This is a genomic window from Bacteroides sp. 41_26, assembly GCF_949740115.1.
GTDB classification, from domain to species: domain Bacteria; phylum Bacteroidota; class Bacteroidia; order Bacteroidales; family Bacteroidaceae; genus Bacteroides; species Bacteroides nordii.
Genome location: NZ_CATJGZ010000128.1, coordinates 62,357 through 77,642, shown reverse-complemented (window position 1 = coordinate 77,642; position 15,286 = coordinate 62,357). Strand labels below are relative to the sequence as shown.

General features: G+C 41.1%; 13 protein-coding genes. 1 reads left to right on the top strand and 12 read right to left on the bottom strand.

The annotated features are described in order from the left end of the window. Positions 1-8: 8 nt before the first annotated feature. From QX565_RS19330 to QX565_RS19275, 12 genes are all read right to left on the bottom strand, one after another. The gene (locus tag QX565_RS19330) at positions 9-491 is read right to left on the bottom strand and encodes a DUF456 domain-containing protein (RefSeq protein ID WP_221648798.1); all 483 of its coding nucleotides are present in this window, start codon (positions 489-491) and stop codon (positions 9-11) included. A 4-nt stretch (positions 492-495) separates the two neighbouring features. After that, complete coding sequence (locus tag QX565_RS19325; protein ID WP_007484949.1) at positions 496-840, bottom strand: hypothetical protein; 345 nt, start codon at positions 838-840, stop codon at positions 496-498. A gap of 115 nt (positions 841-955) precedes the next feature. Further along, positions 956-1,174: a sulfurtransferase TusA family protein gene (locus tag QX565_RS19320; protein WP_221648797.1), complete on the bottom strand. Its 219-nt coding sequence runs from the start codon at positions 1,172-1,174 to the stop codon at positions 956-958. Beyond that, the gene (locus QX565_RS19315; protein ID WP_007484951.1) at positions 1,171-1,488 is read right to left on the bottom strand and encodes a DUF8442 family protein; all 318 of its coding nucleotides are present in this window, start codon (positions 1,486-1,488) and stop codon (positions 1,171-1,173) included. Before QX565_RS19315 ends, QX565_RS19320 begins: the two co-directional genes overlap by 4 nt. A 187-nt stretch (positions 1,489-1,675) precedes the next feature. Beyond that, positions 1,676-4,573, bottom strand: a complete 2,898-nt coding sequence (locus tag QX565_RS19310; RefSeq protein WP_289294004.1) for a golvesin C-terminal-like domain-containing protein — start codon at positions 4,571-4,573, stop codon at positions 1,676-1,678. 227 nt (positions 4,574-4,800) lie between these two features. After that, positions 4,801-5,526, bottom strand: coding sequence for a tyrosine-protein phosphatase (locus QX565_RS19305; protein WP_221648795.1), 726 nt, complete (start codon positions 5,524-5,526; stop codon positions 4,801-4,803). A gap of 83 nt (positions 5,527-5,609) precedes the next feature. Further along, the gene (locus tag QX565_RS19300; RefSeq protein ID WP_221648794.1) at positions 5,610-7,601 is read right to left on the bottom strand and encodes a glucosamine-6-phosphate deaminase; all 1,992 of its coding nucleotides are present in this window, start codon (positions 7,599-7,601) and stop codon (positions 5,610-5,612) included. 173 nt (positions 7,602-7,774) lie between these two features. Next, entirely contained in the window at positions 7,775-8,551 is a 777-nt protein-coding gene (locus QX565_RS19295) for an amidohydrolase (RefSeq protein WP_289294003.1), read from the bottom strand. Between the two features lie 25 nt (positions 8,552-8,576). Further along, entirely contained in the window at positions 8,577-9,137 is a 561-nt protein-coding gene (locus QX565_RS19290) for a 1-acyl-sn-glycerol-3-phosphate acyltransferase (protein WP_221648792.1), read from the bottom strand. A 2-nt stretch (positions 9,138-9,139) separates the two neighbouring features. After that, positions 9,140-9,409 carry a hypothetical protein gene (locus QX565_RS19285; RefSeq protein ID WP_002561713.1) on the bottom strand — a complete coding sequence of 90 codons (270 nt, stop codon included), beginning with the start codon at positions 9,407-9,409 and terminating at the stop codon, positions 9,140-9,142. Positions 9,410-9,712: 303 nt separating this feature from the next. Further along, positions 9,713-11,419 (bottom strand): LTA synthase family protein, encoded by a 1,707-nt coding sequence (locus tag QX565_RS19280; protein ID WP_502874527.1) that lies wholly within the window; start codon positions 11,417-11,419, stop codon positions 9,713-9,715. Positions 11,420-11,597: 178 nt separating this feature from the next. After that, entirely contained in the window at positions 11,598-13,811 is a 2,214-nt protein-coding gene (locus QX565_RS19275; protein ID WP_289294002.1) for a patatin-like phospholipase family protein, read from the bottom strand. Between the two features lie 275 nt (positions 13,812-14,086). Between QX565_RS19275 and QX565_RS19270 the strand changes: the two genes are divergently transcribed. Further along, positions 14,087-15,283, top strand: a complete 1,197-nt coding sequence (locus QX565_RS19270; protein WP_221648789.1) for an efflux RND transporter periplasmic adaptor subunit — start codon at positions 14,087-14,089, stop codon at positions 15,281-15,283. Positions 15,284-15,286: the final 3 nt, after the last annotated feature.

The window sequence follows — 15,286 nt, the reverse complement described above, 5'->3', positions numbered from 1 at the left end:
ATAGATCGTTAAGATTGAATTAATGCATTGATAAAGCAGAAAATGAACCAGCCACATATGGTAACTTTTAGTACAGTACCCATTAAGAATCCCACAAAAGCTCCAAATCCGGCTTTGAGGGCGTGATGTGTCTCTTTCCCTCCTAATAACTCTCCTATAAATGCTCCGGCAAACGGACCGATGATAACACCCCAGGGAGGAAACAGGAAAAGTCCTGCGAAAGTACCGATAATACAACCCCAGTTACCCCAACTGGTGCCACCAAACCGTTTCACCCCGAACATCGGGATAAAATAATCGAGCACCTGAATAGCTACGACAAGCAGCAGCCACAAGAAAAGCTGAGTTATTGTGAATTGTACTTTGTCGGTGAAGTGAAGCAATACCAAAGCCATATAGGCGATGGGCGGACCTGGAAGCATCGGGACGATGCACCCTATCAGTCCTGCCAACAGGCAGATGCTTCCTATGATAATGAGGAGAATATCCATCCGGTTAACCGATTCGTTTGATAATAGAGATGAACTCTTCATTTGTCATGCCGAAGCTTTGTTCGCGGTAGTTTACGAAATCTTCCAGATAGTCACTGGCTATGGCATCCATAATGTCTTTTCCGTCGAGACCAAGTTCGTCGAGCATGAAACGTATGAGACCCTGATAGGCACGAATGGTTTTCATTCGTTGGTCGGCAGCCGGCACAGCCATCATTTGGCACTGGTGCTCATTGCGGGCAATAAGATAAACGGTAGCATAAAACTTGTCTATGCTACCATATATACTGTTGATTTTCCGGGTGGCTGATCCCGGTAACTCTTTTAATTTTTGTTGTACTTCACTCATATTTAATGCGGTTTGGAATATGTTTCACCACAGAGTAACACAGAGTACTATTTAGCTGATTTCTAATAAAAAAAAGAACTCTGTGAAACTCTGTGCCCTCTGTGGTGAATTTCCTTCATTCCAGTTTTGTAAACTGCAAAGTCATTTGTTCGCTACCGTAGATTTCGCGAAAACCGATGCCTTGTTCCGATAAGTATTCTTTTAAGTCTTGAAATGCGTCAGCATTATCCATAATAATCTTCACTGTCTCGCCGGGTTGGGCGCTACATATGGCTTTTATGGCCGGGATTAACGGACTGTAAGCAGTCGTTCCACGAGTGTCGGCGGTAATCATGATTCTTCCTCTTCTGCTTCTTGGGAGTTAAGCCAGGTAAGGTATAGTTTGATAAGCTGTTGCAGGCCGAATGCTTTCATGTTATTGTGATAGATCACGTCTATGCAGAGGTCAAGCAGGTCTTTACTGTCTTCTTCCTGGCTGGCGATAAGCGAACGGACGTTGAGTTTGAGTTTATCAAGAACAGCTTCGTCTACAATACCATTACTGTCAATCAGGTGACGGAAGAGGGCATATTTTTCAATGGTTTTCAGGTTTTCTTCGGAAACTTCCATGCTGCGTGTGCCGCTGGGATTTGCTTGTATGGTATACATAATGTTTTTATTTTAGAGGTTAATGATAGGGACAAAGATAGAACTTTTCGCGAGAGATTGAACAAATAGGGGGGAAATTAATTAAAAAAGTGATTAGTGAATAGTGATTAATGATAAGTGATAAGTGATTAGTGCCATGCGGCATGATGGCGCAGCCTGCTAATCACTTATCGCTAATCACTATTCACTATTCACTAAAAAAGTTAAGTATTGCTGCCATAACCATTGCCCGGTCTTTGTCCGATTCAATGCTTTCGAAGGGGAAACCCATAACAAATGTGCGGTAATTTCCTTTGTAGGCAATACCTGCACTTTGGTTATCCGGACTATATGTGAATACGGAAAAGGCAGGTGCTACGGGGACTATACAATCCGGTGCAGTCACCGCATACCTGTTTTCATTGGGTAGGCGGGGAATGGAAATAGTACGTCCCAGTCCGTTGATCTGTCCGGACAGGCTGTTGCGCAGTGAACTTTGATAGCCATATTTCAGAACTTTTTGTGTGAACTCCCGGTTACCTTGCGAAGTATTCATATCACTTCCAGGATAAGAGCCGCTGACGAGAATGTTACCTCCCGATTGGCAGTAAGCCGTAATGATCCGTTGCATAGGCGAGGAGAATGTTTTGTAATATGCGCGGTTGACGGGATCTTCTTTTTCCAGTCCCAGGATATAGTCCACAATGGGATATTCTTCCAGTTGTACCCGTCCGTTTTCTACAGCCTCATCACTACATGATACAAAACTATAGTGTCCTGCTGCCTGAATTGCTTTACCATGAATAAATGGATAGTCAAATGTGTTTCCAATGATTTTCATTCCTTCCAGTTCGTTGCCACTATGTCCCAAACTGCCTTTCCCTTCCTTGCCGGCTTGTTTCCGGTCGAATCCGATTTGTGCCCCACTCAGGGAGATGTTGTATAAATAGGGTACGCCCGGATCTTCTTCCAGATCAAACCCTGCACTGGTAGGTGTGTTGATGATAGCCGGCCCGCTCAGACGGTCGAAACCATTGATGATAAGTATTTTCCCTTTTTCATCTTTTGCTTTATAGGCCGATAATATCTCTGAGGGGAAACTTTCGCCACCGCGGTTGACTGCTGTGACTTTGAATGAATACACAAGGCTCGGCTCTATTTTTAGGGTATAGGAAGGGTGGTTCACCAGTACACCATTATCGAAGCCGCCATAGCCGATGCGGGTATATACTACATATTCACGTGGAGTGGCGGTTGGTTCCAGCGGATCGTTTTCTCCTTGCCAGGAGAGTTCGAGGGTATTTTTTTTCTTACCGAACTGAAGGGCGAAGTTGCTTACAGGAAGCGGTTGTACAACATATTCCTTTCCGTGTTGGCTGCTCACAAAGCGGAGTACACCTTTGTAAATAGCACGTCCTACGGTGAACTTGAAGTTAGGGTCGTGCCCCAGTTGCATATCTGCAAAATTCTGGTGTGATAGTAGTTCTATGATCGTAGAGGGTACAGACGGCAAGCGTGTTTCGCTGTAATTGCGATTCCACATGCTACGCCGGGTCCAGGGGATATTGTAGGTAGTGCGGATGTCCCGTTGCAACTGTGTCAATAAGATATCTGCCAGATCACGCGAGGCATAGCGGTCCATCCCTGTGTTCAGCAAGCCGTTATTGAAATCGGTGGTATATATGCCTAATGAGCCGATTATTTCGTCTGTTTTACTATATCCGGCATCACTGTGCAGGGCTAAGGTCATTTCCAACGGTACTCCCAATCCCTTTTCTTTGGGGTTGAACACTGAACCGCCGGATAGATAATTGAGTGTATTGGAGCGTGCATTGATATCGTCGGCATAATCATTTTCTCCTTTTCGTCCACCATATATTTCATACGGCATACCTGCCCATTGAGCAGAATAACGTGCTCCCTCCAGATAGCGCGGAAGTCCGCTGACGGTTCCGCCTCGTGAGATATTTCCTATACCTCCTCCAAAACGTACTGCATCCGCACACACGACGCCATTCTCTTTGCTCTCATTGCTGAGTACCACCATACCATAATCATTATTGCCTTTGTCGAACTCAAAAGTCCCCAGATATACCCAGGTACCTCCGCCTATCTGCTGGTTTACACTAAATTCGGTAGCTCCTCCTTTATGAAACACAATGTATTTGGCATCACTTACGCTGTTAGGTAGTGTCTGATAGGATACATATACCGCATAGTTACCTGTTTGTGGGATGGTCGGAATCCATTCTGCAAAGGCTTTGTTCTTTTTCTTTTCTGTACGGGCATAGCGTGCTGTGCCGTCCAGAAAAGGATTCTCTCCATCTTTATAGATACGTTTTTTAGATGCAAATCCTTTTCCACCTACTGTTTCCCAACGGGCCTTGCGGCTTTTCATTTCCAGATAGATAGAACCGTTTTTCGTGTCGTTATCAACAATTACTTCGTTCTTCTGCGTATCCCGTTCGCGTGGAGTGAAAACGTTGGCACCTGCGTTCTCCAACATCGGGATAACATAGGGCAGGATAAACGATTGCGTAAACAGGTCTTCTGTTGTACAAAACAGCCGGGGACGTTGCCAGCTCCATTCGCCTTTTTCATTCTTGAAATACTGTCCATGACTCTGCCAGAGAGCGATGTGTCGGTTTTGCAGTCCACGGGATATTTCGTATGGGCGCGATGTATTTGTCACCCAGGGTGCTCCCTTATAGTCAGTATTCAATGAAAGCCGGGTTTTGTCCTTTTTCTTTTTGCGGTAGGCATTGGGGATAAGGTCTTCTATGGGTCTGCCATCGGCGTATATCGTAACATCGAAAAAACGTACCGGGCCAGGGAGAATATTTTCTACCTGATTATAAATAGACTCAACTGTTTCGGGTAGAAAGGGCTGATAAGCAAAACTTTCTGAAGCCTGTATTGTGAGTTGCTTTCGGTCAAAGTCAATTTCTACACTTTGTAATGTGGGCTGTTTTATTTTAGCAGAGGCAGAGGTGTAGCTGTTGAAGAATTCATTCAGCCGATCTTCTACTGTTTTTTCGATGGCTTGCGCAAAGAGTAAATTGGTTCCTGCAATAAGTAACAGCAGGAATAAGTATAGCTTTCTCATAAACTTCAATTATTACGGTTTACCACAGAGGGCGCAGAGAACACGGAGTATTATTTATCTGATTGAAACGCAAATTAACGCAGATTTTTGCAAAATACAAATATAAAAGAAAGAATATCAGTACTCTAATCTGCGTTCATTCGCGTTAATCTGCGTTTTATTCGGATAATAAAGCTCTGTGTTCTCTGTGGTGAAAATCTTAGCCTGCAAAAGTAGAGTAATTTTCGTTATTCTGTATATAAATTACGCAGTTTCTCTATATCTGCTTCAAGGTTGTTTATCAGATAACTTTCTATTCCTCCGAATTCTTTATCTATCACACGGAAAGCCGTTTCCAGATACTCTTTTCTCACGGTAGTCAGCGGTTTTAGTTCCGGATGATCTTTTGTGATAAAATCATATTTGGCCTGGATATGCTGAGCTGACAGCATATAGTCTTCTATTATTGTATCGCGTTCCACTCCTAAAGCCGAAAGCAGCAATGCGGCTGCAATGCCTGTCCGGTCTTTCCCGGCAGAACAGTGGAAGAGGAGTGGGGTATTGGCTTTCTCTGTCAGGATGCGGAAAAATTCTTTGTATGTATCCTGCATATGGCGAACGATGAATGCGTACACTTCCTCCATGACAGCACTCAGGTTGTTTTTGTCAAAATGTGCAATATCACTCATATTGCCGGCTTCGATGGGCAATGGGATATGCTTGGACACAGTCTGTGGCAAATGATCGGCTGCTGCTTCCTTTTCGGCTTCGCCTCTGAAATCGATCACGGTTCGTAGTGGTAATAGAGTGAGATAATCCAGGTCTGTGGATGTCAGTTTGTTCATGTCGTCTGAACGCAGAAAAGTTTTCCATTTCACATGTTTGCCATAAATGGTGCGATAACCTCCAAGGTCGCGCATGTTATAAGCTCCTGCCATTGGAAGGAGCCGGTAATGAGTCTCTTCTTTCTTCATATTAATTTGTCTTTTATTTGTAAACAAAAAAAGAGTGAAGAATTCTCTGTTCCTCACTCTTCTTTATGATTATTTACTAATTGTTATAACGGAATATACTCTACGAATGCTTCCATTGCTTCATAAGAAGCAAGACCAAGATTATCATAAAGTGCAGCTGTACCACGGTTACGGTCTTCGCTACGTTGCCAGAACAGACGTTCGTCATTACCTAAGAACGGAGCACTTTCCATTTGCGACTGGTGTTTCAGGATGGAATTACGTTTAGCACGCAACTCTTCCGGACTGATAGGCACTGCCATTTCGATATTTTCAATTTCCCATTCAGCCCATGCACCACGATACATCCAGATACGGCAGTCTTTCAGCCATTTGGCTCCCTCTTCTTTTTCCAAATCTATAGCAGCAAACACAGCATCCGTACAAACGCGGTGGGTTCCGTGCGGATCGGCAAGGTCACCGGCTACGAATATCTGATGAGGCTTCACTTCGCGAAGCAGGTTACGTACAATTTCTACGTCTGCCTCACTGATAGGATTCTTCTGGATTTTGCCTGTTTCATAGAATGGCAGATCCAGGAAGTGAACGCGGTCCAACGGAATGTTATTGTATGTACAAGCCGTACGGGCTTCGCCACGGCGAATCAGACCTTTAATAGTCAGGATATCGCGTGAATCCATATCTCCGTCTTTCTTCTCTTTGAGGAATTTGCGGATCTCCGAATATTTTTCATTGATTACCAGGTCCTCGCTGTTATTGAAAATCTGGTTGAAACCATTAATGAAGTGCAGGAAACGGATTACTTCTTCGTCACCTACAGCGATGTTGCCCGATGTTTGGTAAGCTACATGTACTTCATGTTTTTGCTCTACCAGGCGGCGGATAGTGCCACCCATAGAGATAACATCGTCATCCGGGTGCGGAGAGAATACAACAACACGTTTCGGGAACGGTTTTGCACGTTCGGGACGATACGTATCATCAGCATTCGGCTTGCCACCAGGCCAACCGGTGATAGTGTGCTGCAAGTCGTTGAATATCTTAATATTTACATTATATGCCGAACCAAAGAGAGCCAGAAGTTCGCTCAAGCCGTTTTCATTGTAATCCTTATTGGTCAGTTTCAGGATGGGCTTGCCAGTCAATTGACATAACCAAACGATGGCACTACGAATCAGTTTATCGTTCCATTCGCAAGAAGTCACCAACCAGGGACGCTGAATACGTGTCAGGTTGCTGGCGGCTGAAAGGTCAATAGCTACGTGAGCGTTGTTGTGTGTCTGCAAATAAGATGCAGGAATTGTATCTGTGATCGGACCTTCCACACATTCTTTAATCATCTTGGCTTTGTCCTCTCCCCATGCCAGAAGATATACTTTCTTGGCACCCAAGATAGTAGATACACCCATTGTGATAGAACTGATAGGAGTGTTCTCCATTGTTCCGAATATCTTGGTAGCTTCGTTGCGTGAGCTGTTATCCAGCAAGATCAGGCGAGTGGTAGAGTTCAGGCGTGAACCCGGTTCGTTGAAAGCGATATTACCTACGCGACCGATACCCAGAAGAGCAATGTCAATACCTCCGAAACTTTCGATACGTTGCTCATACAGGCGACAATATTCCAGGATCGTATCTTTAGCAATGGTTCCGTCCGGGGTGAATACGTTCTGCTTATCAATGTCCACATGGTCGAGGAACATCTCTTTCAGGGCATTGAAATTGCTGTTGATTGCGTCCGGAACCAATGGATAGTATTCGTACATATTGAATACGATCACATTGCGGAAGCTGAGGCCTTCTTCTTTGTGCATACGAATTAGCTCGGAATACACATTACGTGGTGAGTTACCACCCGGCAATGCCAGAACACAGAAGCGTCCTGCTTTCTGTTTATCGCGTATTACTTGTGCTATTTCGCGAGCGATGTAGTTGGCACCTTCTTCTACAGATTCATAAATATCAGTAGGAATTTTTTCAAGTCGGGTTAATACCGACCGTTCAAATGCATTCTCTGGTCTGTAGTATCTGGGGGAGACCCTGTTGAGAGTGATTTGAGAACTTAAGTTTGTTTTCATAAATTCTTTAATTAAGTTATGTTAGATTCAAGTCGTGCGACTGTTTTTTCTGAACGACAAAGATACAAAAGAAGTTTATTATAAAAACTACCTTATTGTAGGTATTGTTGCTATAAAGAAGTGATTTTAACGTTTGTTTATTTAAGTTGCTTAACTAAAATGTACATATAAACTCAAATCCGGAAAGTGTCTGCGTCTTTCCATACCGGAAACTTATCACGGAATTGTTGTAGCGATTTGAGGTTGAGTGAAACGGTGGCGATAGCTTCTTTGGTGTCCGGGACCGATGTTAGTATTTCACCTTTAGCGGAATAGACGATGCTACCTCCATTATATAGATGGTTATTACCATCTGTCCCTATCCGGTTTACTCCGCATACATAACACATGTTCTCTAAAGCACGGGCACGAAGTAGTGTGTCCCATGCCAATCGGCGGGCTTGCGGCCAACTGGCTACATATATTAATAAGTCATATTCATTATCTATATTCCGGCTCCATACCGGAAAACGCAGATCGTAGCATACCAGCAGGCAGATGTTCCATTCGCGGTAGGAGATAATGAGTTTACTGTCTCCGGAGGAAAAATGTTCAGCTTCTTGTCCCATACGGAAGAGATGGCGTTTGTCATAGTAATACTCTTCTCCTTCGGGAGTGATAAAGAAAGCACGGTTATAATACGAACCTTGTTCGCAGCAAATGAAACTTCCTGTGATGGCAAATTGAAATTCTCCGGCCCAGCTTTTGAGTGTTTGTATCGTTTCTCCGGAGATCGGTTCTGCCAATTTCCGGCTGTTCATACTAAACCCAGTCGAGAACATTTCCGGTAAAGCAACAATCTCCGTTGTCCCGTGAAGCATTTGTAGCTTATCACGGAGCAAACGGAGATTTTCTTGTTTATTCTCCCAGACAATATTAGTCTGGACGATTGAAACACGTAATTCTTGCATTACATTTATTACTAATCATTAATTACTATTCATCGATATTTCCGATACTAAAGTTTTCGGGATGTTTGCCTCTAAAGTTTTTGAAGTAGAGCTTTATTTCGCGCATGTCTTTTTCAATGTCTCCTGTAGGCATGATAGTTTTGGTGGATGAAATAGTTTTAGTAGTATAATCTATTCCTACGAGCACGATAGGGACTTGTGCTTTCAGTGCAATATAGTAGAATCCTTTCTTCCAGTTTGGATTTCGTTTACGTGTACCTTCGGGTGTGATGGCAAGATGAAATTTTTTTCTTTCAGCAAATTTGTGTGCCATCTGATCTACTAATGATGTTTTACGACCACGGTCTACCGGAATACCTCCTACGGCTTTAAAAATAAGACCTAAGGGGAAGAAGAACCACTCCTTCTTCATCATGAAGCTTGTTTTACGCCCCCAGGCACCATAGAAAAGTTTACCTATGAAGAGGTCTAAATTTGTAGTGTGGGGAGCGGCGCAAACTACGCATTTATCGTAGTTTGGCACCGTTACATTCATTTTCCAACCCAACAAGCGAAAGTAAATAAAGCTGTAAATTGCTTTTTTCATTCTTAGTTTAATTTCGCGATGGCATCAATAATTTCGTTTACTTTAGCGTTGAAGTCACTACGGAATTTTTTGTAGAATCCTTTTACATTGCCCGGTTCTGTATGGCTGATGCGGCTGATGAACTCATCCTGCATCTTAAGGATTTCGGCCATAAGTTGGTCTGCTTTGGCCTTATCAGTACCAGGAACAAACATGCTATTGATCAAACACTCTGAGAATAATTCTCCTGAAATATAATTTACGGTTTTCTTGAGTTCTCTTCTACTTGCCATAATCTATCTTCTTTTAATGTGAATATTGAATATATCAGCGGTAAAGATAAATACTTTCTTCGGCTTAGGCAAATAAATAATACAATAACTCATTACGAAGAATCAATTCAAAACTCTGCAAAAAATGATTCAAAACGAATTAAAACTTTAACTAGAGATGTTCTGAATCTATAAATGTCTTACAAAGAGATATAGATAGTATGGGATTAAGTCATATTTCCGTTTTGGGACATTAGTAAAAAGAGAAATCCGTAGAAACGAGATTGAAGAGGCACTGTATTAGTTATGTGAAAATTACGACTTTTATTTTAGTGGATTATGATTAAAATAATCACTATCTAAGATAATATTAGAGATTCTTTGCATATTTTCTTCTCTTTTTCTTTGAAATGGTGTATTTAGAAAAGAATCTGGAATGAGAATGCTATTTCCTACTCCCCTCCATTTACTGTCTATCCCCATTAAATCAAGTATAGTTGGAAAAACATCACATTGTTTTATGGGGTGATGTTGATCCTTTTTTATTTCTTTGGGAGAATTGATGATATATAAAGGGATTAAAGACGGAATTTGCAAATTATTAGCATTAAGTAAAAAATCATGAGCTTGATGGTCGCTGACTATTATAATCAAACTATTATCATATAATCCGGATACTTTTAGGGAATGGAAATATTCTCCTAAACAAACATCCATATAATGGACATTAGAAAGATAATTTTTTAATTCGTTAGAATAGTTGTTAGGGTAATTAATAGAGTACTCTTTTATAGAATGCGAATAGGGTGAGTGGGTAGAAGAAGTTAATATTACAGACATGAATCTCTGATTGTTTGTTGAGTCTGTCATTGCTGCATATTGAAATAATTGTTGATCTGTCAACCACCCATTAACCTGTTCCTGGTTGGGGTAACTATTTCTTGCGAACAGTGATTTTATTTCAAATTTCAGGCACACTTTGTTCTGTTGCCACATTGTTGAAGATGTAGGAATTATCATTTTAGTTTTCAACCCTTTTTCTTTAAATAAAGAAGGCAGTGATATAAAAGTATTATTCAGATAATCATTAATTGTGATACCTTGCTTTTTGGGGAGTAGTCCAGTTAAATATATAAGCTGTCCATCAATTGATTCTCCTGCTTGAATTTGTGGCATCATGTTATCATTATAGTATGCTCCCTCTTTTACTAACTTATTTAAGTTTGGGGTAATCTCAATATTATCAACTGTTAGGTTAGTAGCGTATGAGAGTAGTGATTCGACAATAATTAATATAAAATTTTGATGAATATGCTCTTTTTCCATATTAATAGTTTCTCCTGTGATATAGGGCTCTAAAACCTTTAATTCCTTTACAGAATAGCTTTTATTGTGATGTCTTTTCCACTCTACTATATAACTATGTACTATTCCAAATTGAAAAGTACTTTGAACTGGATTATAATTATAGGGAGTTATGTATTTCCATGACAAATCTTTCCAACGCATAGCTGATATTCCTATTAAAATCGAAATCAGGAAAATTCCTATTCCTCCTAATATAGTTGCCTGACGAATACGAGAGGTATTAAGACTTGATTTTATTTGTTTTTTATAATATAAATAAAACAGTATTCCAGTAATGAGGGATGATGGAATAATTGAATCTCGTAATTCTATGACATTTGTTATATTTGCTGATAAACCATTCAAATTACCGAATTCTGTATATAATGATAAAGGTATGTAGGATGAAAAATATCTACTATACCAGATATTTGCCAAAGATATTATATTTATAAAAATGAGCAATATAAAATATAAGTAGAATCTTTTTTTTATTATTATAAAGGGAATAATAAACAATATACAACAGTCGATAATTGTAAAACAAAAATTTTCTATGTATGGAAAAGTTCCTAGATCATTTCTATCTGTAAATACGTTGTAATGCATGTATAACAGATTTAAACAACACAATATCACGATAAGGTATTGGAAAATTACTTGTTTGTTTGTTTGGCTTTTCATCTCTTGTATATTTATATTGGTAACCACAATGAGCTACTGTCAATAAATGATTTATTTTAGGTTACAAATGTATTAATTTTCCAATAAATCTGGTGAATATTCCTTTAATTTGTTTTTAGTTTATTATGATATAAGTTGTCTGAATTTCTGCATTTCGGTAATTTAAATAAATAGTTTTTCAAAAGTAGAATCCCAAATTCACATAGAATCCTACCTTCTTACTTTGATTTGAGTATCCCAGCGAAGCTTCCAGCGGTCCGAACATGCTATCTATTCCGTAACCTAAACTGAATCCGTAGATACATTTATCTTCCAGAATATCGAAGAAGTTGTCGTTGGTCAGAGCTATGTTTCCCGTCAGGCTAACATAATGCTTACTCCATAAGCGTTGACGTAGTTTTAAACCGCCGACTACTACGGAGTTCTTCATTATTTCGATATTATCAATTCCGGCAAAAGGCAGTTGTTGTGAAATGAACCGTCCGAAGTAGTTGCCACCCAATGCGTTGGTATACGGGTAGGGGATATCTCTACCTATAAGTACCCTTCCATATATAGCGGGAAGCAAGGCAAAACGGTTGGTTAATTGGAAGGCTTCCACCCACGAAGCGTTGAGGGCTGAAAATGGAGCATGTCCTTTGTACTTCGCCATGTTGTCCGTATAAAGAGAATATCCGGCTTTAAAATCTGCCCCTTCGTTGGGGAAGTATCCTTTATTGAATGTATTATAATGCACCTGCGCAAAGTAGTTGAAGAAATGTTCCGGTTTTATCTTCAGATTATATTCCGGGCTGGTATATAAGAAATCTTTGTATTTGAAATATTCAAACCGTGCTCCTACAGCAAAACGCAGGTTCTTATACCATACGTCTGAGAAACTGAATTCCCCTGAATGATACTTATAAGTGGTATTATAAGCACGGTCGCCATGATTGTAGATATTGATATCATTATATTCAAAGAGATAACCGAAGTTGAAGTTTCTCATCTGCATCGGTTCCAGGGTATAATCTACCCGGGCAGCGTAACGCTTCCCCAAACGTCCGGTTACAGATACTTTAGACGGGATGTGTGTCTTTAAGTTTAGAGTCGCATTCAGCAGCATAGAAGCAATTTCTTCAGAGTCGAAACGAATGCCTAAGTTGATTTTCCGTTCATACTTTTCTTCCAGCAGAAAGTCCAGCTTGTCTCCTTCCGGTGTACTGGTAAGTTTATAGCTGACATTGGAATATGCCTGGCTTCCCCGTAATACGGAAAGTGCTTTTTCCAATTGGGCTACACTGATTTCGCTGTCTTCTTTCAATTTGCATTTCCGCATCATCCATTTCTTATCCGCATCTTCGATACCGGAGAAATTGATCTCTTTTACAAAGAACTTTCTGGAAGAAGATAAGGAAGTGTAAGGCCCATGAGGAGCAGGTTTATAATCAGCCGGGATACCTATTTTCTTTTTTAGTTTCAACAGCTCGCTCCATTTCTTCTGTGCTGCTTCTTGACCTCGGTTGGTGAGCGTATCCAGTGCATTGGGAGTAAAGCTGGCAGCAGAATATCCTTTTACATTTACTTTTATATAAACATCTGTAGCTGCTACGTTTTGTTCATAATTTTTTTGTGTAGTAAGATCGATAATCTGCAACAAAATATCAGGTGCCGTATTAAGTTCATTTGCTGTTCGCAGCTTATCCTGTACATCTACTCCGATGATTACTTCGGCTCCCATTGCTTTGGCTATATTTACCGGATAGTTATTTTTCATACCACCGTCTACTAATACCATACTATCTATTCGCACAGGAGTAAATACGCCAGGAATAGCCATGCTTGCACGCATAGCTGTGGCAAGTACACCACTATGGAATACTATTTCGTCGCCATTCACAACGTTTTCCGAAACACAAGCGAAAGGGATTGGCATTTTATTAAAATCAATAGAGTCATGATATCCCACAGTGAGGTCAGAGAAGAGGTTAGCAAGGTTTTGTCCTTTGATAACTCCTCCCGAGGCTTGCTCTTTGAAACCCTTTCCGGTTAGAGGGAGAGAGAGTACATACGTTTCCGACTTTTCCCGTTCGGACATAGTCTGTTGGCTTCGTTTGATCCGGTCACTGAGGAGGAAAGTCCAGTCTTGCTTTTTCACCATGCTGTCAAGTTGCTCCGGTGTGTAGCCGATAGAATATAAACCTCCGATAATAGATCCCATACTGGTACCTACAATATAATCGATGGGGATACCTGCTTCTTCGATCACTTTCAATGCTCCAATGTGTGCAACACCTTTTGCACCACCACCGCTTAGCACCACGCCTACCTTTTTGCGTTGCTGTGCCGAAGTAGGTAAAGCCAAAAAAAGACACGTCAGGAGAACTAATGTTAAAGATAAATGTTTTTTCATTAAGATGGTTTTATTACGTGTAACATATAAAATACAAATGTACGTGATAAATTGTTTTGCTTTAGGCAGATTTCTCTACTTTTGTGGCCCAAAAGTCGGAATTGTGGATAAATTCTACAGTTTGCAGTAAAATTCCACAGATGCCCAATAACTGTATATACAGTATAAACAGCTTGTTTATAGCAGATAAATGAAGTTTTTGCCGTTTTGGTACGCAACTTGTACGACAAGAGACTAAGAACAAACATAAGTTAAATTAACTAATTCAACCGATTATGAGATTATTTCTCTCAAAGAAAGAATTGAAACTAAAGAAAAAGAGAACCATTGCTACTGTTGTTTGCATTGTTCTGATATTAGGTATTTACTGGGTATTAACACGTCCGCATAAGGCTGAACCGGAAATACCTACAGTGATAGTAGAGGCTGCAGCAAAAGATGATGTAGAGATTTATGGTGAGTATGTAGGTCGTATTCGTGCCCAGCAATTTGTTGAAGTGCGTGCCCGTGTAGAAGGTTATCTGGAACAGATGCTTTTCGCAGAGGGTACCTATGTGAATAAAAACCAGGTACTTTTTGTTATTAATCAGGAGCAGTATCGGGCAAAAGCAGATAAAGCACGTGCACAGCTGAAAAAAGATGAGGCGCAGGCCCTGAAGGCTCAGCGTGACTTTGAACGTATCAAACCGCTTTATGCTCAGAATGCTGCCAGCCAACTGGATCTTGATAATGCCGAAGCTGCTTATGAAAGTGCAATGGCTACGGTTGCCATGAGTGAAGCCGATCTGGCGCAGGCAGAGATGGAGCTGGGATATACGTTGGTCCGCTCTCCACTTTCGGGGCATATCAGTGAACGAAACGTCGACCTCGGGACATTGGTTGGGCCGGGTGCGAAGTCTTTGCTGGCTACCATCGTAAAGAGTGATACAGTGCTGGTGGATTTTAATATGACTGCACTGGATTATCTGAAAAGTAAAGAACGGAATATTAATATCGGGCAGCAGGATTCCAGTCGTTCCTGGCAGCCCAACATTTCTATTACATTGGCTGATAATACGGTCTATCCATACAAAGGTTACGTGGATTTTGCCGAACCACAAGTGGACCCTCAGACGGGGACGTTCTCTGTCCGGGCCGAGATGCCCAATCCGAAGCAGGTATTGCTACCCGGACAGTTCACAAAAGTGAAGTTATTGCTCGATGTCAGGGAAGGTGCTGTTGTGGTGCCTCTCAAAGCTGTAACAATTGAGAAAGGTGGTGCTTATATCTACGTGATGCGTAAAGACTCAACAGTAGAGAAGCGTTTCATAGAATTAGGACCTGAGTTTGGCAACAAGGTAGTTGTGGAACGCGGACTTGCACAGGGAGAAATGATTGTTGTTGAAGGATTCCACAAACTCAATCCGGGAATGAAAGTCCGGGTAGTAGAAGCCGATAAGGCCGAAGAAGTGGATAACGCTATAAAGGAGTAAATA

What these genes read in the sequence shown, in the direction of transcription:
- QX565_RS19330 (WP_221648798.1), bottom strand. Translation starts at nt 491, where the DNA reads ATGGATATTCTCCTCATTATCATAGGAAGCATCTGCCTGTTGGCAGGA.
- QX565_RS19325 (WP_007484949.1), bottom strand. Translation starts at nt 840, where the DNA reads ATGAGTGAAGTACAACAAAAATTAAAAGAGTTACCGGGATCAGCCACC.
- QX565_RS19320 (WP_221648797.1), bottom strand. Translation starts at nt 1,174, where the DNA reads ATGATTACCGCCGACACTCGTGGAACGACTGCTTACAGTCCGTTAATC.
- QX565_RS19315 (WP_007484951.1), bottom strand. Translation starts at nt 1,488, where the DNA reads ATGTATACCATACAAGCAAATCCCAGCGGCACACGCAGCATGGAAGTT.
- QX565_RS19310 (WP_289294004.1), bottom strand. Translation starts at nt 4,573, where the DNA reads ATGAGAAAGCTATACTTATTCCTGCTGTTACTTATTGCAGGAACCAAT.
- QX565_RS19305 (WP_221648795.1), bottom strand. Translation starts at nt 5,526, where the DNA reads ATGAAGAAAGAAGAGACTCATTACCGGCTCCTTCCAATGGCAGGAGCT.
- QX565_RS19300 (WP_221648794.1), bottom strand. Translation starts at nt 7,601, where the DNA reads ATGAAAACAAACTTAAGTTCTCAAATCACTCTCAACAGGGTCTCCCCC.
- QX565_RS19295 (WP_289294003.1), bottom strand. Translation starts at nt 8,551, where the DNA reads ATGCAAGAATTACGTGTTTCAATCGTCCAGACTAATATTGTCTGGGAG.
- QX565_RS19290 (WP_221648792.1), bottom strand. Translation starts at nt 9,137, where the DNA reads ATGAAAAAAGCAATTTACAGCTTTATTTACTTTCGCTTGTTGGGTTGG.
- QX565_RS19285 (WP_002561713.1), bottom strand. Translation starts at nt 9,409, where the DNA reads ATGGCAAGTAGAAGAGAACTCAAGAAAACCGTAAATTATATTTCAGGA.
- QX565_RS19280 (WP_502874527.1), bottom strand. Translation starts at nt 11,419, where the DNA reads ATGAAAAGCCAAACAAACAAACAAGTAATTTTCCAATACCTTATCGTG.
- QX565_RS19275 (WP_289294002.1), bottom strand. Translation starts at nt 13,811, where the DNA reads ATGAAAAAACATTTATCTTTAACATTAGTTCTCCTGACGTGTCTTTTT.
- QX565_RS19270 (WP_221648789.1), top strand. Translation starts at nt 14,087, where the DNA reads ATGAGATTATTTCTCTCAAAGAAAGAATTGAAACTAAAGAAAAAGAGA.